The sequence below is a fragment of the Akkermansia muciniphila genome (genome assembly GCF_002884975.1).
In the GTDB taxonomy this organism is placed as follows: Bacteria; Verrucomicrobiota; Verrucomicrobiia; order Verrucomicrobiales; family Akkermansiaceae; genus Akkermansia; species Akkermansia muciniphila_C.
Map to the genome: position 1 here is coordinate 659,926 of NZ_PJKB01000002.1, position 22,197 is coordinate 682,122.

The following is a 22,197-nucleotide window of genomic DNA, read 5'->3' on the forward strand; positions in this document are numbered from 1 at the left end:
AATACTTGACACGCGGCTGGAATAGGTTAAAACAATCCCGCACTCCTCTACGGATGCTCTCTAAATCGCGGGATGGAGCAGCCAGGTAGCTCGTCAGGCTCATAACCTGAAGGTCACAGGTTCAAATCCTGTTCCCGTAACCATTTGAAAGCCCTGCAAGTCAAAAGCTTGCAGGGCTTTTTCGTGTCCGCGTGCCGTACACGCTGTAGAAATCCCTTAAAAGGGTCATCCTTGAAAGGGAACCCGGAGTGGGCGGGTATTTCTGGGACTGATGGAATGCCGGCGCGCCGTTACTTGCTTTCTTTGGCCTTGTGGCGATTACAGACAAAGAGTATGGTGCCGCAAGATAAACTGCGCCGTGGACGGCATGATGAATGAAAACGATCATTTGCCTTCCTCCGCTCCGCCGTTCCGGCTGAATCATATTACATAAAATACTACAATAATGGGAAACTCAATTGACCATGGCATGTTCCGGAAGTCCGTTCTGCTGGCTTGCGGATTGTCCTTTTCCTTTTCCGGGCTGGCCCTTGCCGCATCAGGCGCCCAGGCGCCGGAGCAACAGGTCCAGGCTGTTGAAGGCGCCAGGAAAATCAACCCTGCCGCCGTGGAAGTGCTGCTTGGAAAAAATCAGCGGATGACGTTTGATTTTTACGGAGACAATGTCTTCCGTATTTTCCGGGACGACAAGGGCGGCATCATCCGGGACCCCAAGGCGGAACCGGAGGCTAAAATCCTGGTGGACAATCCCCGGAAGCCGGTTTCCAAACTGGACGTGGACCAGAAGGACGGCGTGGTTACCATTACCACCGGCAAGATCAGGATTGAAATAGACAAGAAAACCTCCCTGCTCAAAATCATTAACCTCAAGGATAATTCCGTGGTGGTGGAGCAGGCGTCCCCCGTTCTTTTTGAGAAGGGTAAAACCAGCTTTTCCCTGAAGGCGAATCCGGATGAGTATTTCTACGGCGGCGGCGTGCAGAACGGCCGCTTTTCCCACAAGGGGAAGGTGATTTCCATTGAGAACCAGAACAGCTGGACGGACGGCGGCGTGGCCTCCCCCACTCCCTTCTACTGGTCCACCAACGGTTACGGCGTCATGTGGCACACCTTCAAGAAGGGCCAGTATGATTTCGGTTCCAAGGAGAAGAACCTGGTCAACCTCCAGCATGATGAAGATTATCTGGACGTCTTTTTCATGGTTAATGACGGAGCCGTCAGCCTGCTGGGGGATTTTTACCAGCTTACCGGAGCGCCCGTGCTGCTGCCCAAGTTCGCCTTTTACCAGGGCCACCTGAACGCCTACAACCGTGACTACTGGAAGGAAGACGAGAAGGGCATCCTGTTTGAGGACGGCAAGCGGTACAAGGAAAGCCAGAAGGACAACGGCGGGATCAAGGAATCCCTGAACGGGGAAAAGGACAACTACCAGTTCTCCGGCCGGGCCGTGGTGGACCGCTACAAGGCGCATGACATGCCCCTGGGCTGGCTTCTGCCAAACGACGGCTACGGAGCCGGGTACGGGCAGACGGATACGCTGGACGGCAATATTGCGAATTTGAAGAGCCTGGCGGACTACGCCAGAAAGAACGGCGTGGAGATCGGCCTGTGGACGCAGTCCGACCTGCATCCCAAGCCGGAAATCAGCGCCCTGCTCCAGCGTGACATCGTGAAGGAAGTCCGGGACGCCGGAGTGCGCGTGCTGAAGACGGACGTCGCCTGGGTGGGCGCGGGCTATTCCTTCGGCCTGAACGGCATTACGGACGTGGCCCAGATCATGACCTATTACGGGAATGACAGCCGTCCGTTCATCATCTCCTTGGACGGCTGGGCCGGGACCCAGCGTTATGCCGGCATCTGGTCCGGCGACCAGACGGGCGGCGTCTGGGAATACATCCGTTTCCACATTCCCACTTACATCGGGTCCGGGCTTTCCGGCCAGCCAAATATCGGTTCCGACATGGACGGCATTTTCGGCGGCAAGAACGCCCTGGTGAATGTCCGCGATTTCCAGTGGAAGACCTTCACCCCCATGGAACTGAACATGGACGGCTGGGGCGCCAATGAAAAGTATCCCCATGTCTTCGGCGAGCCCTACGCCTCCATCAACCGGTGGTATTTGAAGCTCAAGTCGGAACTGCTGCCGTACGCGTACAGCATCGCGGAGGAGGCCGTTTCCGGAAAGCCCATGGTCCGGGCCATGTTCCTGGAATACCCCAACCCCTACACCCTGGGTAAGGCCACCCAGTACCAGTTTATGTACGGCCCCTATTTCCTGGTGGCTCCCGTCTACCAGGAAACGCGGGCGGACAAGGAAGGGAATGACGTGCGCCACGGCATTTACCTGCCGGAAGGCCAGTGGATCGACTACTTTACCGGGGACCTGTACGAGGGCGGCAAGATTTACAATGATTTTAACGCCCCCTTGTGGAAACTGCCCGTGTTCGTGAAAAACGGCGCGATCATCCCCATGGCGAATCCGAACAACAACGTTGCGGAAATCAACCCGGACCTGCGCATTTACGAGCTTTATCCGCACGGCAATACCTCCTTCTCCACGTATGACGACGACGGCGTGACGGAGGAATACCGGGCCGGCAAGGGCGTGCGCACCCTGGTGGAATCCAGGGTGGACGACAAGAACAACGCGACCGTCACCGTTCATCCGGCAGCAGGGGATTTCACGGGCTTCCAGAAGAAGAAGGCCACGGAGTTCCGCGTGAACGTGACGCAGAAGCCGTCCAAGGTTTCCGCCAGGGTGGGGGAAAATGAAGTCAGTCTGGCGGAAGCGAATTCCAGGGATGATTTCAATTCCCGCGAAAACGTGTATTTCTATGACCAGGCTCCCAACCTGAACAGGTTTGCGACCAAGGGAAGCGATTTTGGGAAGAAGGTGATTGCCAAAAACCCGCAGCTGCTGGTGAAGCTGGCCCCGGCGGATATTACGGCTGCCCCCACCGTGCTTTCCGTGGAAGGCTTCCGCTTTGAACCCGCTGAAAAATACCGTGTCTCTTCCGGCGCCCTGACCGCTCCCGCTAATGCTAGGGTGACGGAGGAAAACACGGCCGCATATACCTTGACTCCTTCATGGGATGCTGTTCCGAACGCGGATTTCTATGAAATCGAGTTCGGCGGGATGCTGTACACCACAATCAAGGGCACGGAATTCCTGTTTGAGGATTTGGAGGCGGAAACGCCCTATTCCTTCAACGTGCGCGCCGTCAACAAGGACGGCCATTCCGCCTGGACGGCCATCAGCGCGAAGACCAAGGCCAACCCGCTTGAGTTCGCCATTCCGGGGATCGAAGGCGAAACGAGCGTGGAAAACCAGGGCAATTCCCTGACGAAGCTCTTTGACTTCAAGGAAAAGGACGCGTGGCACACGAAGTACAACGAGAAGGCCGTGCCGTTTGACCTGGTTCTGGACCTGAAGACCATCAACAAGCTTGAGAAATTCCATTACGTTCCCCGTGAGGACGGCGGCAACGGAACGCTCCTGAAGGGCTCCGTTTCCTACAGCATGGACCGGGAAAACTGGACGAAGGCCGGAACGTTCCAGTGGGACAAGAATGGAGAAGTGAAGATCTTCAACTTCAAGGACGCCCCCACGGCGCGCTACATCAAGCTGAATGTCACGGAAGGCGTGGGCGACTACGGTTCCGGACGGGAAATCTACGTCTTCAAGGTTCCGGGCACGGAAAGCTACCTGCCGGGCGACATCAACAACGACGGCAAGATTGACCGGAACGACCTGACTTCCTACACCAACTACACGGGCCTGAGGAAGGGCGATTCCGACTTTGAAGGCTATATCAGCAACGGGGACATCAACAAGAATGGCCTCATTGACGCCTATGACATTTCCGTGGTAGCCACCCAGCTGGAAGACGAAGCCGACCATCCCCAGGAGGAAGCCGCGGCGAAGGACGAGGAAGCCGAAAAGAAAGACGGCGATGAAGACAAGGAAAAGGCCGCCGCGAAGAAACAGAAGAAGGAACACGTGGATGGGAAGCTGGTGCTCAGTACTGATAAGAAGAAGTACGCCAAGGGAGACACCGTCAAGGTGACCGTGAAGGGCAGGAACCTACGCCTGGTGAATGCGCTGAGCTTCGCCCTTCCCTATAATCCGCAGGATCTGGAATTCGTGGGCGTGGAGGTCAAGGGCATGAAGAAGATGGAGAACCTGACGAACGACAGGCTCCATACGAACGGGACCAAGGCCCTGTATCCCACCTTCGTCAACATCGGAGACAAGGAGCCCGTTGAAGGTTCCTCCGAGCTCTTTGTGCTGAAATTCAAGGCCCGCCGCGACGTGAAATTCCAACCGAAGCTTACGGACGGCATGGTAGTGGATAAAAAGCTGAACACCAAGAAACTGTAACATGCTTCACTGATGCGGTCCGTGTCCCGGTAGAAAAGAGCCGGGACACGGGAGCCGCCATTTCCGGCGGGGCGCCCCGCGGCTTTCACCGCCGCGCGGGCGCCCTTCCGCGTATTCCGGAAACAGGGGGTGACGCAATGAGGCGCCTTCCGCAGGCGGATGGCCCGTTTTTTGCTGGCGGGCCGGGCCTTTTCACGTATGTTGGGGGCGCCAGGCAGGCGCCCATGATGTCATGATTGGCCCCGGACTCATCTCCTCCTTCTGTTTTCTGATGACGGCCGCCCATTTTTTACGCGGCGGCGTAAATGCGGGGGTTATTTTGTGCCTGGCGCTGGCGGCCCTGTCTTTTTCCGGGTGCGGCTGGCTCCGCAGGAGCGTCACGTTCCTGCTGCTGGCCTCACTGGTTTTTTGGGGAGTGGAATCGGTCCATCTGGCCGGGATGCGGATCGTGGAGGGGCTGCCGTTTGTGCGCCTGGCCGCCATTCTCATGGGCGTCCTGCTGCTCCATGCCGGGGCCATTCTGTGGCGCAGCCGCGGGGAGAAGGGCTTGTCCGCGCCGGAGCTGGCGCGCAGCCGCGTGTTTTCCGCTTCCGTGGTGCTTCTGTTCGCGCTGGATGCACTGGCTCCTTTCCCCCTTCTGCTGGGAGAGCGCGTATTCCCATGGCAGGGCTTCAACGGACTGGCTATTCTGCTGCTGGCCTGGTGGGGCGGCTATTGCGCGGCGGGCCTGCTGAATCCGCAGGCGTCCCCCCGCAGGCGGCGTGTGATGTGGACCGTGTTCGCCTCCGTCTTTTTCCTGCAATTCCTGCTGGGCGTCACGGTAGCCTCCTCCCTGCTGATGACGGGCAGGCTCCACCTCCCCGTGCCGTTCATGATGCTTTCCGGCCCGGTGTACCGCGGAGAGGGGATGTTCATGCTGGCGCTGTTCAGCGTGTCCGTGCTTCTGGCGGGGAGCGCCTGGTGCAGCCATCTGTGCTACTTCGGGGTGTGGGACTGTCTGTCCGCCTCCTTCTCCCGCAGGAAGGGGCATCCCGTGAAGGGGGGAAAGGATTCCCGTGACTGGAGATGGGTTTTTCTTGCCGCGGCGGCGGGGCTTCCGCTCCTGCTGGCCATCCTGGGCGTGCCGCTGGGATACGCCCTGGCGGCCGCGCTTGCCGCGGCGCTGGCGGCTCCGTTTGCCTGGAAGAGAAGCTCCGCAAGCGGCGTGCGGGAATATTGCAGCAGGTTCTGCCCCATGGGCCTGGCGGCCAGCCTGCTGGGCAGGCTTTCCTCCTGGCGAATGCGCGTGGGGGAGGCATGCACCGGCTGCATGAAGTGCGCCTCCGCCTGCCGTGACCTGGCCATCTCCCGTGAGGGAGGGGTTTGCCATATTTCCCGCCGCTGCACCCTGTGCCGGGACTGCATTTCCCGGTGTTCCCGCGGCGCGCTTGGCTTCGGCATGGCCGGGCCCTTTTCCTCCGTGCCGTCCGCTCGGGCGGACCTGTACTTTGTAACGCTGATTTCCGTCATGCACGTGGTGTTTCTGGCGACGGCGAGAGTCTGACATTATTCAATCCGATCATGAGAGATACGTATACCCTGGAATACCCTTTTTGCGGAGGCTGGATGGAGCCCGCCCAGTGGCAGGCCATTCTGGAGGCCGTGGACGGCGGATGCCGCCTTGTTTCCTTCTCCACCCTGTCCATGCCCCTGGACGGGGCGGATGAGCAGGAATGCGTGCGGAAGGGCATGGCCCTGGCGGAGAAGCTTTCCCGCCTGGTTCCGTATACGGAACAGGCCGTGGATGTGGGGTCTTCCCTTTGCTGGGGGGAAAACCGGGACGCCTGGCTTCACTTTGCCGGAAAGCTGAATCGGTTTTCCTCCCCCGTTTCCTTCCCGGCATATGAAATACGCAGGAACCGCGAATGCCTCTTCTCCTCTGATCCCAGGCCGGAAGAACGTTTCTCCGCCCTGCACAAGCGCGTCAGGATTTGCCTGGAAGAAGCCCCGCACCATGAATTCGGCCTGTTTTCCTGTGACCTCGGTTTTGCGGTGCCCAAGGGCGGCCATCCGGAAGGCGGCGTGCATTTGTTTGCCGGAGGCGGGGGCGGCATCCCCGCCGGCAGCCCGGCCCTGGCTCCGCGTGCCGCGTCATGGCTGGGGCGGTATTCCCTGCCGGAAGCCCTGAAGGCGGCGGCAGTGCTGACGGCCTTGAATGAACGGTTCGGGGAAACGGAGAATCCGCGCAAAAGGCGGCTGAAGTCATTGTTCGCCACCCGCGGCCTGGACTGGGTGCGGAACGAGTTGAAAAACGCCGGGTTGTATCCGGGAGAAGGGGAGGAACCGGAGTTTTCCTCTTCCGGGGAATGGAGCCGCAATGACTTTTACAACGGGTTGCTGGTGGCGCTCCCCTCCGGCTGCCTGGAGGATACGCCGGAATATGCGGTGGCTGCGGCGTTCCGGCGCGTGGCTCCCTTCCTGACGGCTCCGGTGCGCATCACGCCGCGCGGCAATCTCCGTCTTCATCCGGCGGACAGATGCGTGGCGGAGCGCATCAAGATGCTGCTGCGCGGTTCCAGGCGTTTTTCTCCGCTCTCCATAGAGTCCTGCTCCTGCCGCGGCCTGCCCGCCTGCCGCCGCGCCCGTGCCGCTTCCTCCCTGATTCATCAGGAGCTCAACGGCTGGCTGGAGGAAATCCTGCATGAATTCGGGCTGGATGACGAGCCCGTGGTGTTCCGGATTTCCGGCTGTCCCAACGGCTGCTCCCGTCCCCTGTTTGCGGAGCTGGCCCTGGTGGGACGGAGCGAAGGCGTTTACGACGTATTTGCCGGAGGCCGCCCCCAGGGTGACAGGACGGCGTTCCTGCTGCGCCGGGCCCTTCCCATCGGGAAGGTGCGGGAGCTGTTCCGGGAGACCTTCCGCCAGTTTGCCCTTGCCAAAGGGGAGAATGAGGCGTGGACGTTCGGGGAATGGGCCTTTGACCGCTTGCAGGCGGGGGAAGTGGGGCCGTGCTGCGCCCACCGTCCGTGAATTCCTCCCCCGGAGTGGGGAATCAGTACGGTATTGCGCCTCTCCGCGGAGCGGTATGTGGCGATTTTTTGACCTGAAAATGGTTCAGGCGGTTTCCGGAACGGCTATGGTGGGGAATCATGTCCCTGTCCTCTTTTTTCTATGCCGCCTGTCTTGGCTGTGCCGTAGGTTCCGCGTATGGCGCGGAAGGCTTTTCCTCCTGGAACGGAACGGAAAGCGGGGCGGCGTCCCTCTCCGCCCTATGGGCGCAGAGCTATGGAGGGCATCCCGGCAACGTGCATTTATACAGAAATGCCGGGAATCCGTGGATTCAGGAATTCAACGTGTCCCTGAGGGCGCAGTACCAGGCGGCGGCCGTAGCCCCCAACGGTTCTGAGACGTACCCCGGCTCCCACGGGCGCACGGAGGAATGGCGGCGGCTGAGGCTGGGCTGGAACGCCAGGGTGCTCCGGGACCTGAAGGTGACGAATATCTGGAACATGGGCGGCGTGGACAGTCTGGGCTATTACAAGGGCGGACGCTGGAACGACCACAAGATGACCCGCGGCAACCTTTACGAGGCCAATCTGGAATATTCCCTGCCGGGCGCTGTTGTGGGCGCGGGGAAGGTGCTTCCCGTCATTCTGGCGGAGAACCGCATTTCCAGTTCCAAGTACAAGCTGCCGGAGATTTCCGCCGTGGAAAACATGCTGGTGAGCGACAGTTCCTTCGGCGTCTGGAGCTATAATGATGAAAAGAAGGAGCCGCTGGGGTATTACGCGGGCCTGTGGTCCAATACGGACGAGAGAAGCCGTGGAACCTGGGGCACGTGGGAGTCCGTGAACATGAGCCTGGGCCTGTCCGCGCGCGCGGATGGCATGCTGCTGAAGGAAGGGCGGCTTTACTGCGACTGGATTTACAACTGGGGGGACATGAAGGACCGCCCCTATGACGGCAATTACACGGGGACCGGGGCGCGTAATGTACTGGCCGTGTATTATTACGGAAAACAGGGGGCGTTTGAGCTGATGGCGCAGGCGGTCTGGGCCTCCCGCCTGAAGGAGTATTCCTCCGGAGGAACCACGGTAGCCCCGTCCGACCTGGCGGGGCTGACCGTCATGCCGTCCTTCAACCTGACGGGGCGCGTGCAGGCGGTGGCGCGGTACCAGCTCGGGTTCGGTCCGGACGCCGTAAAGCTGAACAAGCGCTATGCCTCCATGGCGGAAAGGGGAGGGAACCGCGTGGATTGCTACCAGGCTGTGGCTGCGGGGCTGAATTTCTTTGTGTACAAGGATGATCCGGCCCGGCTGAAGATCATGACGATGGCGGAGTACGGACATTCCAGCGGCGGCCGTTCCCCGGGCCTGACGGGGTGGACGTTCATCTGCGGCGCGTACACGAATTTCTGACCGTGTCCAGCGCCGTTTATGTGACAACATTGCAACCAAGCAGCCCTTGTCCGGCGGCGGGGAAGGTTTTAGGTTGGCCCCGTTCCCGAAGGAAGGCCGCCATGGCGCGCAGGCCACCTTCAACGACCAGACAATACAGATTATGAATAAAGTCAGTTGCATCATCATGGATTGGGCCGGCACGGCCGTGGACTTCGGCTGTTTCGCTCCCCTGAACGTTTTTTTGAGCGTGTTCAGGGAAAAGGGCCTGGATATCACCTACAGGCAGGCGCGGGAACCCATGGGGTTGCTGAAAGTGGACCACATCCGCGCCATTCTGGAAATGGAGCCGGTGCGCGAACAGTTTGAACGGAAGTACGGCCGTTCCTGGAATGAATCCGACGTGCGGGAGCTTTACGCCGGTTTTGAAACGCACCTGTTCGCCTCCCTGAAGGATTTCACCACACCCATTCCCGGCGTGGTGGAAACGCTGGAGGGCCTGAAGGCCCAGGGCATCAAAGTCGGGTCCACCACGGGCTACACGGCGGAGATGATGGACATCGTGCGCCCCGGAGCCGCCGCCCGGGGTTACGTGGTGGACAACCTGGTGACGCCGGATGAAGTTCCCGCGGGGCGTCCCGCGCCGTACATGGTTTACCGGAACATGATTGACCTGGAAGTTCCTTCCGTGAAGCAGGTGGTGAAGGTGGGTGATACGATGGCGGATATCCGGGAAGGGCTGAACGCGGGGGTGCACACCGTAGGCATCATTACGGGTAGCAATGAACTGGGCCTGGGCGAGGAGGATTATGAAGCCACGCCCGCAGAAGAATTGAACAGGATGAAGGAGGAAGTGCGCCGCCGCATGCTGGATGCAGGCGCCCATTACGTGCTGGATTCCATCCGTGAGCTTCCCGCCTGCATTGAAGAGATCAACGCCTCCATGAACCGCTAGCCTTTCAACCATCCATTAACCATGAGAAATTACCTTCTTCTTACCCCCGGCCCGCTGAGCACTTCCGAATCCGTCCGCCAGGCCATGCTTCAGGACTGGTGCACCTGGGACAAGGATTACAACGAGGGCGTGGTCACCGTCATCCGGGAACAGCTTTTGAAGCTGGCCGGGCTGGACGGCGAATACACCACCGTTCTTTTACAGGGCAGCGGCACCTATGCCGTGGAAGCCACGCTGAGCTGCGCCGTCAGGCCGCAGGACAAGCTGCTGATCGTCGCCAACGGGGCGTACGGCAAGCGCATGGGGGACATCGCCCGCCGCCATGGCCTGAATCACGTCCTCGTTTCCCTGAAGGAGACGGCGCCCGTGACGCCGGAGGCCGTGCGGCGCGCGCTGGAGGAGCACCCGGACATCACCCACCTGGCCATGGTGCACTGTGAGACCACCACCGGCATCCTGAATCCCGTGGAGGCCGTCGCCAGGGCGATCCGCGGCCGCGGCCTGACGTTCATCGTAGACGCCATGAGCAGCTTCGGCGGCATTCCCATTGACATCCGCAAGCTGGGAATCGACTTCCTGGTCAGCAGCGCGAACAAGTGCATCCAGGGCGTTCCGGGCTTTGGCTTCGTCATTGCCAGGCGCTCCTCCCTGGCCCGGTGCGAGGGGGCGTCCCGCTCCCTGTCCCTGGATCTGTATGACCAGTGGGCGGAGATGGAGAAGGGCCATGGCAAGTGGCGCTTTACCTCCCCCACGCATGTGGTGCGCGCCTTCTTCCAGGCCATGAAGGAGCTGGAAGAGGAGGGCGGCGTAGAAGCCCGCCATGACCGGTACCGGGAAAACCACGCGGAGCTGGTGGAGGGGATGCGCCGGAGCGGGTTCCGGACCCTGCTGCCGGACGAGCTCCAGTCCCCCATCATCACGTCCTTCCTGTACCCGGAGGAGGATTTTGATTTCCAGAAGTTTTACGAGGCCTTGAAGGAACGGGGCTTTGTCATTTACCCCGGCAAGATTTCGGAAGCCCCTACCTTCCGCATCGGCAATATCGGGGACGTGTTCCCGGACGATTTCCGCCGCCTGGCGGAGGCCGTGGCGGATATCCGCCGGAACAAGTAATTCCCTTTCCATCCATCAATCCCAGCGGGCCGCTGCGGCGGCCAGGAGTTTACCATGCTACAATTGAAAAATATCAAGAAAGTCTATAACGGAGTTCCCATTCTGAACGGCATCAGCCTGGACATCGGGAAAGGGGAGATCGTCTCCATCCTGGGGCCGTCCGGCAGCGGAAAGACCACGCTGCTGAACGTCATCCTGGGGCTGGCGGAGCTGGACGGCGGCCAGATCCTCTTTGACGGGGAGGACGTGAGCGGCACGCCCATGCAGCGGCGCGGCTTCAACATCGTGTTCCAGGATTACGCCCTGTTCCCCAACCTGAACGCCTACCGGAACATCACGTACGGCCTGAAGAACAAGCCGGGAGCCAGCTCCGCCCGGGAGGTGCGGGAGCTGGTGGAGCTGCTGGGCCTGAGCGAACATCTGGACAAGCGCATTGACCAGCTTTCCGGCGGCCAGAAGCAGCGCGTGGCCCTGGCCCGCACGCTGGTGATGAAGCCCCGCATCCTGCTGCTGGACGAACCCCTGAGCGCCCTGGACGGCGTCATCAAGGAGTCCATCAAGTCCCGCATCAAGACGATTGCCCGGGAGTACAACCTGACCACGATCATCGTGACTCATGATCCGGAGGAGGCCCTCACCCTGTCCGACCGGGTGCTGATCCTGAACGAGGGGGGCATTTCCCAGTATTCCACACCGCGGGAAATCATTTCCAGCCCCAGCAACAGCTTTGTGAAGCAGTTCATTCTGAACCAGCTGGAGATCAAGAGGAATAACATTCTTTCCCTCTTTGAGGGTTCCTATGCATAAAACCCAGATAGAAATCCGGGGCGTGTTCTGGGCGGTTGCCCTGGTGTTCTCCGTCTTCCTGGTCCTGCCCATGGCGCTGCTGCTGGGCAAGTCCTTCCTGGTAGGCGGGGAATCCGGCCTGGGGAATTATACGGCCATGCTGGCCAGCCCGGCATTCCTGGAATCCTTCGGGAACAGTTTTTTGATTTCCGGGGTTTCCGCGGCGCTGACCACCGCGCTGGCCTTTTTCCTGGCGTATGCCGTGAACAATACGGGGCTGCCGCCCTTGTTCCGCAAGTTCATTGCGGGAATGACGGTGGCGCCCATGTTCCTGCCCACCATCACGTACGGCTTCGTCATCATCTACTCCTTCGGCAGGGAAGGGCTGCTGACGCGGCTGCTGGGGTTCCAGGTGCTGGACATTTACGGCTTCCAGGGGATGCTGCTGGGTTACACCATTTACACGCTGCCGATCGCCTTCCTGCTGATCAACAATACCTTCAAGTATGTAGACAAGAACTTTACCATCGTTTCCAAGGTGATGGGGGACGGCCCCGTGCGCACCTTCCTGGGAACGGCCGTGAGGCCGCTGGTGGGTACGCTGGGGGCGGCGCTGATCCAGTCGTTCACGCTGAGTTTTACGGACTTCGGCATTCCTGCCTCCATCGGGGGCAGTTTTGACGTGGTGGCCATCCATTTGTACAATGAAATGCTGGGGGCCATACCGAACTTCGGCGGCGGCGCGGCGGTAGCCGTTTCCATGCTGCTGCCGTCCATCATCAGCATCCTGCTGATCAATTACCTGGAACGGTACAATTTCCGGTACAACAAGGTTTCACGCCAGGACATCGTTAAAAGCCCGCTGAGGGACGCCGTGTGCGGCGCCGGGTCCCTGGCCGTCATCGGAACCATCGCGGCGGTTTTCGCGGTCATGTTCGTGGTGCCTTTTGTCAGGAACTGGCCTTATGAAGTGGAATTTTCCATGGACCGTTTCATGCGCATCCTGTCTTCCCGCGGCCTGCTCTCCATTTACGGCAATTCCCTGTGGGTGGCCCTGCTGACCGCTCTACTGGGCACCCTGCTTTCCTACGGCGCCGCGCTGGCCTCTGCGCGCTCCGGCCTGGGGAGGGTGGCCCGCGGCGCGATTGATGGAATCGCCGTGGTGACCAACACCATTCCGGGCATAGTGCTCGGCCTGGCGTTCCTGTTCGCCTTCACGGGAACCAGCCTGCAAAACACCTTCCTGATTCTGGTGCTCTGCAACGTGGTCCATTTCTTTACCACGCCCTACCTGATGGGCAAGAGCTCCCTGGAGAAAATGAACAAGGGCTGGGAGGCTACGGCTTCCCTGATGGGTGATTCCTGGCTGAAAACCCTGTGCCGGGTTGTGGTGCCCAATTCACTGGGAACCGTGCTGGAAATGTTCAGCTATTATTTCATCAACAGCATGATCACGATCAGCGCCGTCATCTTCCTGGTGGGCGCCAGAACGGCCGTGCTGACCACCAAGATCAAGGAATTGCAGCATTACGCGCAGTTTGACTCCATCTTTGTGATGTCCCTCCTGATTCTGGCCACGAATATTCTGGCCAGGGTCATTCTGGGCGGCATTGCCGCCAGATGCACTAAAAAACAATAAGATACCATCATGAAAAGACAATCCACCATGGTTGCCTGCGCGCTTGCCGCCGTTTCCGGAGTCCTTCTGTGCCTGGGCGGCTGCAACCAGAGCCCGGAGGTAGTGATTTATTCCAACGCGGATGAAGAATCCCGGCTCGCCATGCAGGACGCCCTGGATAGGGCCGGATTTTCCGGACAGTACATTTTTTCCTCCTTCAGCACCTCCGAGCTGGGCGGAAAGATCATGGCGGAGGGCAGCAACATTGAGGCGGACGTGATTACCGCCTCCACCTACTACCTGGAAAGCGCGCAGCAGGGCCACCGGATGTTCGCCCCCCTCTCCTTCACGTTTCATGCCCTGGAAAAGACGCCCGGTTTCTGCGCGCCCCTCACGGCGCAGGAAGGGGCCATTTTCATCAATACGAGGGCGCTTCAGGAGAACGGCCTTCCGCGGCCCGCAGCCCTGAAAGACCTGGCCAGCCCGGTGTACAGGGGCTTCATCTCCATTCCCAACATCCGCAGTTCCTCCACGGCATGGCTGATGGTCCAGGCCCTGGTCAGCGCGTACGGGGAGCAGGAGGCGGGGCGCCTGCTGCACGGCATGATGGAGAACGCGGGGCCTCATCTGGAAAATTCCGGTTCCGGACCGCTGAAGAAGGTGCGCGCCGGGGAGGTGGCGATTGCCTTCGGCCTGCGCCACCAGGCCGTGGCGGACAGGAAGGCCGGCCTGCCCATTGATTACGTGGACCCGGCGGAAGGCAATTTCATGCTGACGGAGTCCGTCTGCGTGACGGACAAGGGAGCCGGAACCAACCCGCTGGCGATGAAAATGGCGGAGGTGCTGGTTCATGGCGCGCGCCCCGGCATCCTCAAGGTTTATCCCGTGCCGCTGTATGAGGGGGAAGCCTCCGGAGAGGAGGCCAGATCATCCAACGTGAAGGCCTTTCCCGAACCGCTGACGGTGGACTTGCTGAAAAGGCACCAGGCGTTGATGAATTAGGTTTTCTCCCGGCAGATACGGGAGGATTTCAGGCCGCGGAACAACGTTTCCGCGGCCTGAATGCGTTGGTAAGGCACGGTTTCCAATGGCCGTTCGGAAAAGAGAAATTTGGTTTCAGAAGGTCATTTTTGCTGTTCATTGATGAATTTATTGAGTATTTAAAGTTTTTAGTATGATTTTTGAATGACCGTTAAATTTATTAAAGTCACTAAAAAAGACAGGGTCTGCTACGCTCCGGTGCCGGAGCCGGTGGAACAGGGGGACAAGCTGGAAATCATGGAAATGAAGGAGGGCTCCTTTTCTCCGCCGGCGGGGAAAGTCCCTGCGGTTTCCCTGTCCAGGAACCCCATGGTGTTCGTCAAAATGAACGACGGCTTCCAGCGCATCCTGATGAAGCACATCCTGTACGTGGAGGCCGCAGGGAGTTACTGTACGCTGCATGTGCACGGCATGTCGTCCATTCTGGTCTCCGCCCCGCTGGCGCGGGTGGCCGAACACCTGGACGGGGAATATTTCATCCGCGTGCATCGTTCCTATCTGGTTAATAAATTGCACATAGAGTCCATTGCGGGTAATTTCCTTCAGGTGGGGAATGTCTCCATCCCCGTCAGCAAGTTCATGAAAAAGAAAGTGCTGGGGAGCCTGAACATGCTGTCGTTTTCCAAATAGCTGCCGGCCATGCCCTGCCGGCGGTCCGGGAAGGCGGAACAGGCCTTCCGGACAGGCGGGATGGAAAAGGCTCCGGAATGCTCCCATGATCACAACGTCGCCGGAAGGCGGCACATCATACTAACCTCAACCAGAAAATAAAATAATATGGCAATTGATAAATCAGCAGCAGACGTGGCGACCGCCTCCCTGCAGTCGCTGCCTTTCGGCAGCATCATCGGCGGCCCCCTGGTGGCCTGTGTGGAAGCCCAGGCCCAGGCGGCCCGGACCTCCTGGGAGTTCATCCAGAATGTGGGACTGTACACGGAGGGAGAAGAGAAGAAGACGGTGAACGTCTCCTTCCAGTTCCTCAAGGACGGCCACATGGCCCAGATCACGGTTCCCCTTCTGACCATCGTCCCCATCCCCTACATCGCCATCAACTCCATTGACATTAACTTCAAGGCGAGCATCAGCGCTTCCGCCGCCAGCACGGAAACGGAGAATTCCTCCAGCGCCGCCGACGTCAAGACGTCCGCCTCCGGAGGATGTGCCTGGGCGCGCGCCAAGATGAACGCCAGCTATTCCAGCAAGAAGGACTCCTCCGCTACGAAGGATTCCAAGTACAGCGTGGAATACACGATGGACGTGGCCGTTCATGCCGGACAGGACAGCATGCCCGCCGGGATGGCCAAGGTGCTGGAAATGCTGAACAACAGCATTTCCGTGGTATCTCCCACCGGTTCCCTGGAGGTGCAGCATGCCATTCAGGACGATGGAAGCGTGAAACTGATGACCTCCTACAAGAACAAGGAAGGCCTGTTTGAGCCGGACGCCATCACCCTGCGGATAGGGGATGCCACGGACGCGTTTGATAACGGTGCGGGGAATGAAGCCAAGATTGTGAAAACGGATTCCGGCAAGGAATACACGATTTCCAAGGAAGACGCCAAGAACTGCACGGTGAGCGCCGGAGAGCTCAAGAGGAAGGTGGCCGTGGCCGCCACGCCTGCACAATAACCGGAGCATAACGATTTCTCTTCCATCCCAGAGCCATGTCTCGTCTGAATCTGATCGTCGAATCCCTGCTGAGGGACATTATTGAAGCGCAGCACGCGGCGAACTGCCATGCGGCGGGGCTGGCGCGCCAGTACGGGAAGCACGGCGGTGTGCGTGGCTTCCAGCTTCCCAGCGCCCAGATAGGGTCCCTGGAATTCGATTTGAAGTATGCGGTGACGGGAACCTCCGGGGTGGAGGAGAGGCAGGTGCTGGATGCGGAGCAGTGCAGCCTGTTCCAGCAGGAACTGGCGGAGCGCGTGCCTGCGTATGCCATCCGTTCCATTGTGATGGCCGTGGTGCACTCCAATCTCCCGGCGGATGAGGCAAGAAGTGATTTTTCCACCCTGCTTGCCAGGGAGGAACAGTGGAAAAGGAATTTCTGCCTCTACCTGGGAAAGAAGATGACTGCGGCTGTTTCCAGCCATGAGGGGGCCCTCCTGCGGGCGGACTCCGGACTGGACAAGGGATTGCTGGCGGAGCTTCTGGCGGATGTGGCGGAGAAGGAATTCATGGACAATCCCGATCTGGCCGACCTGTTCCAGGGTGCACAGGGGGATGTCCTCAGGCAGGAGTGCCGCGCGAACCTCCGGGAAGGCCTCTCTTCCTTTATTGACGTGCTTGCGGAAAAATATGCGTTCACCCGGCAGGTAAGCAATGTGGTGGTGGACGTGGAGGTGGAGACGGAAAAGCTGAAAAAGATGCCGGAGAACTCCATCCAGACGCTTCACCTCAACATCGCGCCCGCAGCCGTTCCCGCCGTCCTGGCGGAGCAGAATGACGTTTCCGGACTGGCCGCGCAATAGTGATATTATTATGAGTGATTCTACAAACAACAAGGTGAACGGGCACATCATGAGCCTGCAGCAGTTGATCTCGGCCCCGCTGGTCGCGACGATTGATGCGGACGCGATGTCCACGGAACGCTACATGAAGCATTTCATGTCCCTGGCTTTTGAGTCCTACAATCCTGCGGACGGTTCCACGGGCGCGTTAAGGCTCATCAGCTTTAATTTTACGGACAGCGACGCTTCCGGCGGCGCGGAGAAAAAAGTCAGCGTGCCGCTCATCAGCCTGGTGACGCTGCCTCTGCTGCAAATCAAGCAGGCGGACTTTGACTTTGACATCAACATCATTGACGCAGTCGCCTCCGCTCCGGATGAACGCTTTTCCCTGAACAAGGGTGAGGTGGATTCCTCCGCCGGGAAGGGGCAGGACGACGGGCTGAACTTCCGCGCTTCCCTGGCGCCCCAGTCCGGGAGGGGCTCCTCCTCTTCCTCCCTGCAGGCGAATATGAAAATCCATGTCACCATGCAGCAGGCGGACATGCCTTCCGGCTTGTCCCAATTCCTCCAGCTGACCTCCAGGCCGCATTATGAAGATTCTCCCTCCCAGGAGAAAAAATAACTAATTGAAAGAAAAAACATGGACCAGAAAACCACTTATTCCTACCAGCGCACTCCGGGGCTTGACTGCCCCAAATGCGGAGTGTATTTCCCCACAACCATTCCGGACCTGTTGTCCGGCGGCATTGAATGCCCCCACTGCGGGCTGAAGCTTTCCATTGACCGGAAAACTTCCGGCCACGCCATGCAGGCCCTGGAAAAGTTCCAGGCCACCATTAACAAGCAACTCCCTGCCGCCTCCCTGTCATGAAGAGACTATTGATCATGCTGTCCGCCGTGCTTTGCATGGCTCTGCCCCCTCTTTCCCTGGCGGAGATGCAGCAGCGGGAACCGGGCCAGCTGGCCGCCGCGTGGCAGGACGTGAAGAAGCAAATTTCAGGCGACGGCCAGACCATCCGTGTGAGGGACGGCGCCAGGGCGCTTGAACTGCTGGGAGAGCTGGGCGTTTTCTCCGTTCCGGAGAATGGCGTGAAGCTGTCCCGCGGCAGCCTGACTATTACCGTCACGCGCGGGAAGAAGGAGGACCGGGTGTTTTATGTGCTGGCCGTCACGGAAGAGGACGGGACAAGGCGGGAAGTGAAGCTCATTCCCCCCCCCTGATGACGCGGGAAGAATGCGTTCCTTCCGGAGGGAAGGTTATTCGCTCTCAAAATCCCACACGCGGCGGCGGGCGTTTTTCTTCGTCCGTCCGCCGTTGGCTTTGCGGAAGGGGTCAAAAAGCGGGTCCAGCCCGTTACCCTTCAGCAGCAGGCACTGTTCCATCAGGCGGCCAAGTTTTCCCTTGGGAAAACCCTTGGCCTGGAACCATGCCAGGTATTCCTGGGGCACGTCCATCAGCGGGCACCCCTTGGGCGGGTACTTGGCCGGACCGTACATGCCGAAGGGGACGTGGGTCTGGGCGATTTCCTCCACCAGTTTTCTCAAATCTTCCGCGTCCGGTATTTTGGGATCGTTCATGGGTTTTGCAGGATGAATTGTTGAAGGCTTTCCGCCAGCCGCGCCGGAGCTTCCAGGGGAAGGCGGTGGCCGGCGTGGGGAATGATGACGGCTTGTTCCCCCGCCGCCCGGCGGGCCAGGGCAGTGAATTTGGGATCACGCTCCCCGGCTATCCATAACTGGGGAACAGGGGACTGCTTCAGGAGCGGGGCCAGGTTTTTCTGGGCGCCCACGGACCAGTCAATAAACGCGCGGGAGACGGACTTGCGCCACGGTTTCAGGGAGGAGCGGCCAGGGTTTCCCGCTTCCCCGCCAAACACGGCCTGCGCGTCCCATTCCTTTAAAAAATCCTCCCACGGAGCGGAGAGGCATTTGACGGCCCATTCCGCATCCTTTGCGCGGCGCGCGGCTTTTTCCTCTTCATCTTCCAGCCCGGGATTGGCGCTGACGAATACGGCGCCTTTCCAGAGGGGGGGATGGGCCAGAACGGCCTGCATGGCCAGCCTGCCTCCCAGGGAATAACCGCAGAGCCAGGGATGCTTGTCCTGGGCGGCTATTTCAGAGCACAGCACGCGCCCCATGTCCTCCAGGCTCTTGGGGCAGCATTCCAGATACTTCCACAGGTTCAGGGCGCGGACCTCGATTCCTGCGGCGCGCAGGGCTTCCATGGCGGGCTTCCAGTCCGCCGGAGATCCCAGGTTGCCGTGCAGGAGCCAAAGCATGGTGAAAGCCCTTTCCTATTTCACGCCGTATCCGGCGAGGCCGTTCATAAACATCTGGACGGAAATCATGATAAGCACCATGCCCATCATCCGCTCCAGGGCGATTGTTCCTTTTTCCCCCAGCAGGCGCAGGAACTTCTGCGCAATGAAGAGCACCACTCCGGAAAGGAGCCATGCCGTCACGATGGCCCCGGCATAAGTCATCTGGGAAATGCTGTCCGGGCTCTGGGAAGCATGCAGCATGATGATGGCCAGGGAGGAAGGCCCGGCCATCAGGGGCATGGCGATGGGAACGATGAAAGGCTCGTCCTGGCCCGCCGTTCGTCCGGCGGAGGCGAGCATGTCCTTGGCCGGGAATACCATGCCCAGCGCCACGAGGAACAGCAGAATGCCTCCGGAAATGTTCAGGGTGGCCGGTTCCAGCCCCAGCAGGTTCAGCAGGAATTTGCCGGAAAAGAAAAACAGCAGCAGCAGGCTCAGCGCGAACACAAGTTCACGCATCAGAATGGCCCTTTGCCGGGCCGGAGAATACTTTTTCAGCATGCCCTGAACCATCGGAGCCAGTCCCACGGGATCAATGACGATGAACAGGAGAATAACGGTGGAAAGGAAATCCTGCATGGAATACGCCCGTTGTAAACGATACGGGCGGGCGCGTCAAAGGGAACCCGTCGGCAGCGGAAATTTTCCCCGCTTGGACGGCTGTTTTTCCCCAGCGCCGGAGCGGGGTCTTTATATCCGGAAAGCGGTTTGAGGGACTTTGGGCGGCTTTGCATATGAGACCATATCTTTTTAATATGGTAGGAAGGTTATTAAGGCAAGCATCCTTTGGGAGACGGGAAAAGCTATTGAGGAAAAACTCCTTTAGGAGATCGGCTTACTGGTTCAAAATCTTTCCTGCCTACATACTTTCTCCAGATCCCCGGCTCTCCATATCCATCCCGGAAGCTTACTTCCAACTCGTACTTCTTTCCGTTGAAAAGACGTGGAAAAGGGCCAAGATAGACCAACAATGAATACGCATCCTTGATGAGCACTTCATGTTTTTCTCCCGGTTGTAACGTAATGAAGTGTATGGAGTTCGCTCTCCGTTCAATTTGATACCCGGCTCCATACCAAGCTGTGGGCTTGTCCATCTTCTTCCCGTTTCCCGTTTTTAAAAAAATCTTTATGGAAATATTCGGGCCATAATCCTTGAGTGGATAGAAGTCATCAAAAAGGCGAACGGTTTTTTCGCCTTTGTTTGTGAACACCAGCTTGAAGTCCGGGAAAGTCTCTCTTGCGTCAAACTCGGTCTTTTCCATCACCACGGAACATTCGATCCCGTTGTCGGCCATGTCCCCCCATGCCGCAGCATGGAAGGACAGGCTTGCCAGAAGTGCTAAATACCGGAAGATTTTTTTCATCACAGCACGAGTTTAGCCGTCGCCCGGAGACCCCCCAGGAAACAATCCTTACCCTGCTGATTATAGTAGCGCGTTTCGAGTTCACAAGAACATTGTTTCCAGTCTTCTAGATTGACTTCATCCAGGCACACCGGAATTGTCACACTGTATTCCTGGCCCGGGGAAAGCTCCCGGTAGTTCAAGGGCCGCTGGAAGGTGATATTCCCCATTTTAGCGTTCAGGATGCGAGCATCCCCCTGTTCTGTCCTCAATACCGTTACAAAGAAGTAATCGGATGTTTCGTCATTGATTTCGTCCGGAATTCGGATAGGTTCGTTTTCTTCGTTGCGGAAGCAGGCAGTGATCCTGCCTTCCGTAAACCGGGAGGTATCCGCAATAGAGAGGATCAAGGGTGCCGATTGATCAGCAACGGCCATGCTCCGGGATTTCTCCTTGTTGACTGGAGGCAGAAAACAGGAAGGCTCAATGGTTCCCGGTTCCGTGACTACTCTGGGTACATTTTTCCAATCCATAGCATCCGCTAAGAGGATAACCTTGCGGGTTGCCTCATTCAAAACTTTCTGACCGGCACAGTAGGGCCTATCATTGGCTCTGTCCGGCAACTGTATGACATATTCGGCGGTCGCAATAGTGAGATTTGTACTGGCCAAATCGGCGTATCCACTCATTAAGGTTATAACTTTATCCATATCCTTATAGGTGTCACAAGAAAAAGTTCGTTCTTCGAGTTTTTCCTGTATTTTCATCTCCTTCCAGTAGTAATTAAAAGCGTCTTCCCATTGTCTACGATGGTGTTCCTCGTGGGCGACAGAAGCTTCTGGCGTGTGCCAAGTCCCAACTCTTCCGCGAGCTTGGTAGCCGTTCATTTCATTGACCGCTTCAATAGCTTCTTCTTCAGAAAGAGGAGGAGTAATGAGAGGATTCATAAAATTATCATTGAAAATCGTAATTTTTGCTCCAGCAGAAGCGGAAACAACACGACACTTCCATACATTTTCATCCTTATCCTGACAGACTGTTACACAAATTTTGGGAGGAATTGGGTTCGTCTTACAAGAATCAATTTCTGGGGAATAGATAATTTCCGGACTTTCAAATTCCAGTTTTACTTCCTTTGATTCTTCACATTTGATGTCGGATTCTTTCTCAATCGTCCACAGCTTGATTTTGGGAGACGGCGAGAATTCGCGCTTCATCGTCGAGTTGCCTTCGTACTTCCCTGCCTGGATAGGTTCCTTGTCCATCGTGACGTTGAACGCAACTGCGTTGTTGCTAGTGGGGTCGTAAGCATTGTTAGTACACGACAAAGCCACCTTGTAATAACCGGCTTTCAAATATCTGGAGGCCGTTTCAATATTCAGTTTACCGTTGGGTTGTGTTCCATCCTTCTTACAGAGTTCTTCGCCAGCAATGGTAAGGCTTCCGGTGTCGTCGGCTTCTATGCCGAAATAATACAGGCCGTTTTCTTCGACCTTGATGAATATTTCCGGAGCACCGGGACAAGTGGCGTGTTCGCACTCCGAACCGTCAAAGGTGAACGTCATCGCATCGACTCCGAGCTTTTGGGGGATGAGAGCCTGGTACCCGTCGCAGATGACTTTCGGGCCAATAGCCTTGTTTAGAGGAATATAGTTATTCATTTTCCTGATAGTTTTTTGTTTGCGAACTAAACATTTAGTTCTTCAATGAACGTGAAGAAATCATGGAACAGTAACAACACGCCTCAGACGTGATGAAGAAGAAATCTCCGGTTATCTCCAATAAAAATGGCGGGTGCCGTTCAGCACCCGCC

The 22,197-nt window shown here is 58.2% G+C and carries 20 protein-coding genes and 1 tRNA gene; 16 read left to right on the plus strand and 5 right to left on the minus strand.

Annotated elements, in window-relative coordinates; all coding sequences use genetic code 11:
• Positions 1 to 66 precede the first annotated feature (66 nt).
• The 16 genes from CXU21_RS08900 (at position 67) to CXU21_RS08970 (ending at position 17,941) form a co-directional block, all read left to right on the plus strand.
• Positions 67 to 143: transfer RNA gene (locus CXU21_RS08900), tRNA-Met, on the plus strand.
• Between the two features lie 302 nt (positions 144 to 445).
• The gene (locus CXU21_RS08905) at positions 446 to 4,381 is read left to right on the plus strand and encodes a TIM-barrel domain-containing protein (protein WP_102725779.1); all 3,936 of its coding nucleotides are present in this window, start codon (positions 446 to 448) and stop codon (positions 4,379 to 4,381) included.
• Between the two features lie 232 nt (positions 4,382 to 4,613).
• Entirely contained in the window at positions 4,614 to 5,924 is a 1,311-nt protein-coding gene (locus CXU21_RS08910) for a 4Fe-4S binding protein (protein WP_102725780.1), read from the plus strand.
• A 17-nt stretch (positions 5,925 to 5,941) separates the two neighbouring features.
• A complete protein-coding gene (locus CXU21_RS08915) occupies positions 5,942 to 7,390 on the plus strand; it encodes a hypothetical protein (RefSeq protein WP_102725781.1) in 1,449 nt (482 codons plus the stop codon).
• Positions 7,391 to 7,509: 119 nt separating this feature from the next.
• Positions 7,510 to 8,778 (plus strand): hypothetical protein, encoded by a 1,269-nt coding sequence (locus tag CXU21_RS08920; protein ID WP_102725782.1) that lies wholly within the window; start codon positions 7,510 to 7,512, stop codon positions 8,776 to 8,778.
• Between the two features lie 142 nt (positions 8,779 to 8,920).
• Entirely contained in the window at positions 8,921 to 9,712 is a 792-nt protein-coding gene (gene phnX, locus CXU21_RS08925) for a phosphonoacetaldehyde hydrolase (RefSeq protein WP_102725916.1), read from the plus strand.
• Between the two features lie 21 nt (positions 9,713 to 9,733).
• Positions 9,734 to 10,825, plus strand: a complete 1,092-nt coding sequence (gene phnW / locus CXU21_RS08930; protein ID WP_102725783.1) for a 2-aminoethylphosphonate--pyruvate transaminase — start codon at positions 9,734 to 9,736, stop codon at positions 10,823 to 10,825.
• Between the two features lie 54 nt (positions 10,826 to 10,879).
• Positions 10,880 to 11,632, plus strand: coding sequence for an ABC transporter ATP-binding protein (locus CXU21_RS08935; protein WP_102715112.1), 753 nt, complete (start codon positions 10,880 to 10,882; stop codon positions 11,630 to 11,632).
• Positions 11,625 to 13,250 carry an ABC transporter permease subunit gene (locus CXU21_RS12500; RefSeq protein WP_219723170.1) on the plus strand — a complete coding sequence of 542 codons (1,626 nt, stop codon included), beginning with the start codon at positions 11,625 to 11,627 and terminating at the stop codon, positions 13,248 to 13,250. Before CXU21_RS08935 ends, CXU21_RS12500 begins: the two co-directional genes overlap by 8 nt.
• A 9-nt stretch (positions 13,251 to 13,259) precedes the next feature.
• Positions 13,260 to 14,231: an ABC transporter substrate-binding protein gene (locus CXU21_RS12505; protein WP_219723171.1), complete on the plus strand. Its 972-nt coding sequence runs from the start codon at positions 13,260 to 13,262 to the stop codon at positions 14,229 to 14,231.
• Positions 14,232 to 14,414: 183 nt separating this feature from the next.
• Complete coding sequence (locus CXU21_RS08945) at positions 14,415 to 14,900, plus strand: LytR/AlgR family response regulator transcription factor (RefSeq protein ID WP_102715114.1); 486 nt, start codon at positions 14,415 to 14,417, stop codon at positions 14,898 to 14,900.
• Positions 14,901 to 15,047: 147 nt separating this feature from the next.
• Complete coding sequence (locus CXU21_RS08950) at positions 15,048 to 15,899, plus strand: DUF2589 domain-containing protein (RefSeq protein ID WP_102725784.1); 852 nt, start codon at positions 15,048 to 15,050, stop codon at positions 15,897 to 15,899.
• 35 nt (positions 15,900 to 15,934) lie between these two features.
• Positions 15,935 to 16,741, plus strand: coding sequence for a hypothetical protein (locus CXU21_RS08955; protein WP_102725785.1), 807 nt, complete (start codon positions 15,935 to 15,937; stop codon positions 16,739 to 16,741).
• Positions 16,742 to 16,751: 10 nt separating this feature from the next.
• Positions 16,752 to 17,342 carry a DUF2589 domain-containing protein gene (locus tag CXU21_RS08960; protein ID WP_102725786.1) on the plus strand — a complete coding sequence of 197 codons (591 nt, stop codon included), beginning with the start codon at positions 16,752 to 16,754 and terminating at the stop codon, positions 17,340 to 17,342.
• An 18-nt stretch (positions 17,343 to 17,360) separates the two neighbouring features.
• Entirely contained in the window at positions 17,361 to 17,591 is a 231-nt protein-coding gene (locus CXU21_RS08965; protein WP_102725787.1) for a hypothetical protein, read from the plus strand.
• Positions 17,588 to 17,941 carry a hypothetical protein gene (locus CXU21_RS08970; RefSeq protein ID WP_146017035.1) on the plus strand — a complete coding sequence of 118 codons (354 nt, stop codon included), beginning with the start codon at positions 17,588 to 17,590 and terminating at the stop codon, positions 17,939 to 17,941. Before CXU21_RS08965 ends, CXU21_RS08970 begins: the two co-directional genes overlap by 4 nt.
• Positions 17,942 to 17,977: 36 nt before the next feature.
• Here CXU21_RS08970 and CXU21_RS08975 read toward each other — a convergent pair whose 3' ends face one another.
• From CXU21_RS08975 to CXU21_RS08995, 5 genes are all read right to left on the minus strand, one after another.
• Complete coding sequence (locus tag CXU21_RS08975; protein WP_102721160.1) at positions 17,978 to 18,298, minus strand: DUF3820 family protein; 321 nt, start codon at positions 18,296 to 18,298, stop codon at positions 17,978 to 17,980.
• Complete coding sequence (locus CXU21_RS08980) at positions 18,295 to 18,999, minus strand: alpha/beta fold hydrolase (protein ID WP_102725789.1); 705 nt, start codon at positions 18,997 to 18,999, stop codon at positions 18,295 to 18,297. The genes CXU21_RS08975 and CXU21_RS08980 overlap by 4 nt, the downstream gene beginning before the upstream one ends.
• A 15-nt stretch (positions 19,000 to 19,014) precedes the next feature.
• Positions 19,015 to 19,620 carry a MarC family protein gene (locus tag CXU21_RS08985; protein ID WP_102725790.1) on the minus strand — a complete coding sequence of 202 codons (606 nt, stop codon included), beginning with the start codon at positions 19,618 to 19,620 and terminating at the stop codon, positions 19,015 to 19,017.
• Between the two features lie 224 nt (positions 19,621 to 19,844).
• Complete coding sequence (locus CXU21_RS08990; protein ID WP_102725791.1) at positions 19,845 to 20,405, minus strand: hypothetical protein; 561 nt, start codon at positions 20,403 to 20,405, stop codon at positions 19,845 to 19,847.
• On the minus strand, positions 20,405 to 22,045 hold the full coding sequence (locus CXU21_RS08995; protein WP_102725792.1) for a hypothetical protein: 1,641 nt from the start codon (positions 22,043 to 22,045) through the stop codon (positions 20,405 to 20,407). Before CXU21_RS08995 ends, CXU21_RS08990 begins: the two co-directional genes overlap by 1 nt.
• Positions 22,046 to 22,197: the final 152 nt, after the last annotated feature.

Bases quoted from the DNA above. Each gene is read 5' to 3' on its own strand.
- CXU21_RS08905 (WP_102725779.1), top strand. From the start codon at position 446: ATGGGAAACTCAATTGACCATGGCATGTTCCGGAAGTCCGTTCTGCTG.
- CXU21_RS08985 (WP_102725790.1), bottom strand. From the start codon at position 19,620: ATGCAGGATTTCCTTTCCACCGTTATTCTCCTGTTCATCGTCATTGAT.
- CXU21_RS08990 (WP_102725791.1), bottom strand. From the start codon at position 20,405: ATGAAAAAAATCTTCCGGTATTTAGCACTTCTGGCAAGCCTGTCCTTC.
- CXU21_RS08935 (WP_102715112.1), top strand. From the start codon at position 10,880: ATGCTACAATTGAAAAATATCAAGAAAGTCTATAACGGAGTTCCCATT.
- CXU21_RS08975 (WP_102721160.1), bottom strand. From the start codon at position 18,298: ATGAACGATCCCAAAATACCGGACGCGGAAGATTTGAGAAAACTGGTG.
- CXU21_RS12505 (WP_219723171.1), top strand. From the start codon at position 13,260: ATGAAAAGACAATCCACCATGGTTGCCTGCGCGCTTGCCGCCGTTTCC.
- CXU21_RS08995 (WP_102725792.1), bottom strand. From the start codon at position 22,045: ATGAATAACTATATTCCTCTAAACAAGGCTATTGGCCCGAAAGTCATC.
- CXU21_RS08955 (WP_102725785.1), top strand. From the start codon at position 15,935: ATGTCTCGTCTGAATCTGATCGTCGAATCCCTGCTGAGGGACATTATT.
- CXU21_RS08920 (WP_102725782.1), top strand. From the start codon at position 7,510: ATGTCCCTGTCCTCTTTTTTCTATGCCGCCTGTCTTGGCTGTGCCGTA.
- CXU21_RS08910 (WP_102725780.1), top strand. From the start codon at position 4,614: ATGATTGGCCCCGGACTCATCTCCTCCTTCTGTTTTCTGATGACGGCC.
- CXU21_RS08915 (WP_102725781.1), top strand. From the start codon at position 5,942: ATGAGAGATACGTATACCCTGGAATACCCTTTTTGCGGAGGCTGGATG.
- CXU21_RS08960 (WP_102725786.1), top strand. From the start codon at position 16,752: ATGAGTGATTCTACAAACAACAAGGTGAACGGGCACATCATGAGCCTG.
- CXU21_RS08945 (WP_102715114.1), top strand. From the start codon at position 14,415: ATGACCGTTAAATTTATTAAAGTCACTAAAAAAGACAGGGTCTGCTAC.
- phnW (WP_102725783.1), top strand. From the start codon at position 9,734: ATGAGAAATTACCTTCTTCTTACCCCCGGCCCGCTGAGCACTTCCGAA.
- CXU21_RS08950 (WP_102725784.1), top strand. From the start codon at position 15,048: ATGGCAATTGATAAATCAGCAGCAGACGTGGCGACCGCCTCCCTGCAG.
- CXU21_RS08980 (WP_102725789.1), bottom strand. From the start codon at position 18,999: ATGCTTTGGCTCCTGCACGGCAACCTGGGATCTCCGGCGGACTGGAAG.
- CXU21_RS08965 (WP_102725787.1), top strand. From the start codon at position 17,361: ATGGACCAGAAAACCACTTATTCCTACCAGCGCACTCCGGGGCTTGAC.
- phnX (WP_102725916.1), top strand. From the start codon at position 8,921: ATGAATAAAGTCAGTTGCATCATCATGGATTGGGCCGGCACGGCCGTG.
- CXU21_RS08970 (WP_146017035.1), top strand. From the start codon at position 17,588: ATGAAGAGACTATTGATCATGCTGTCCGCCGTGCTTTGCATGGCTCTG.
- CXU21_RS12500 (WP_219723170.1), top strand. From the start codon at position 11,625: ATGCATAAAACCCAGATAGAAATCCGGGGCGTGTTCTGGGCGGTTGCC.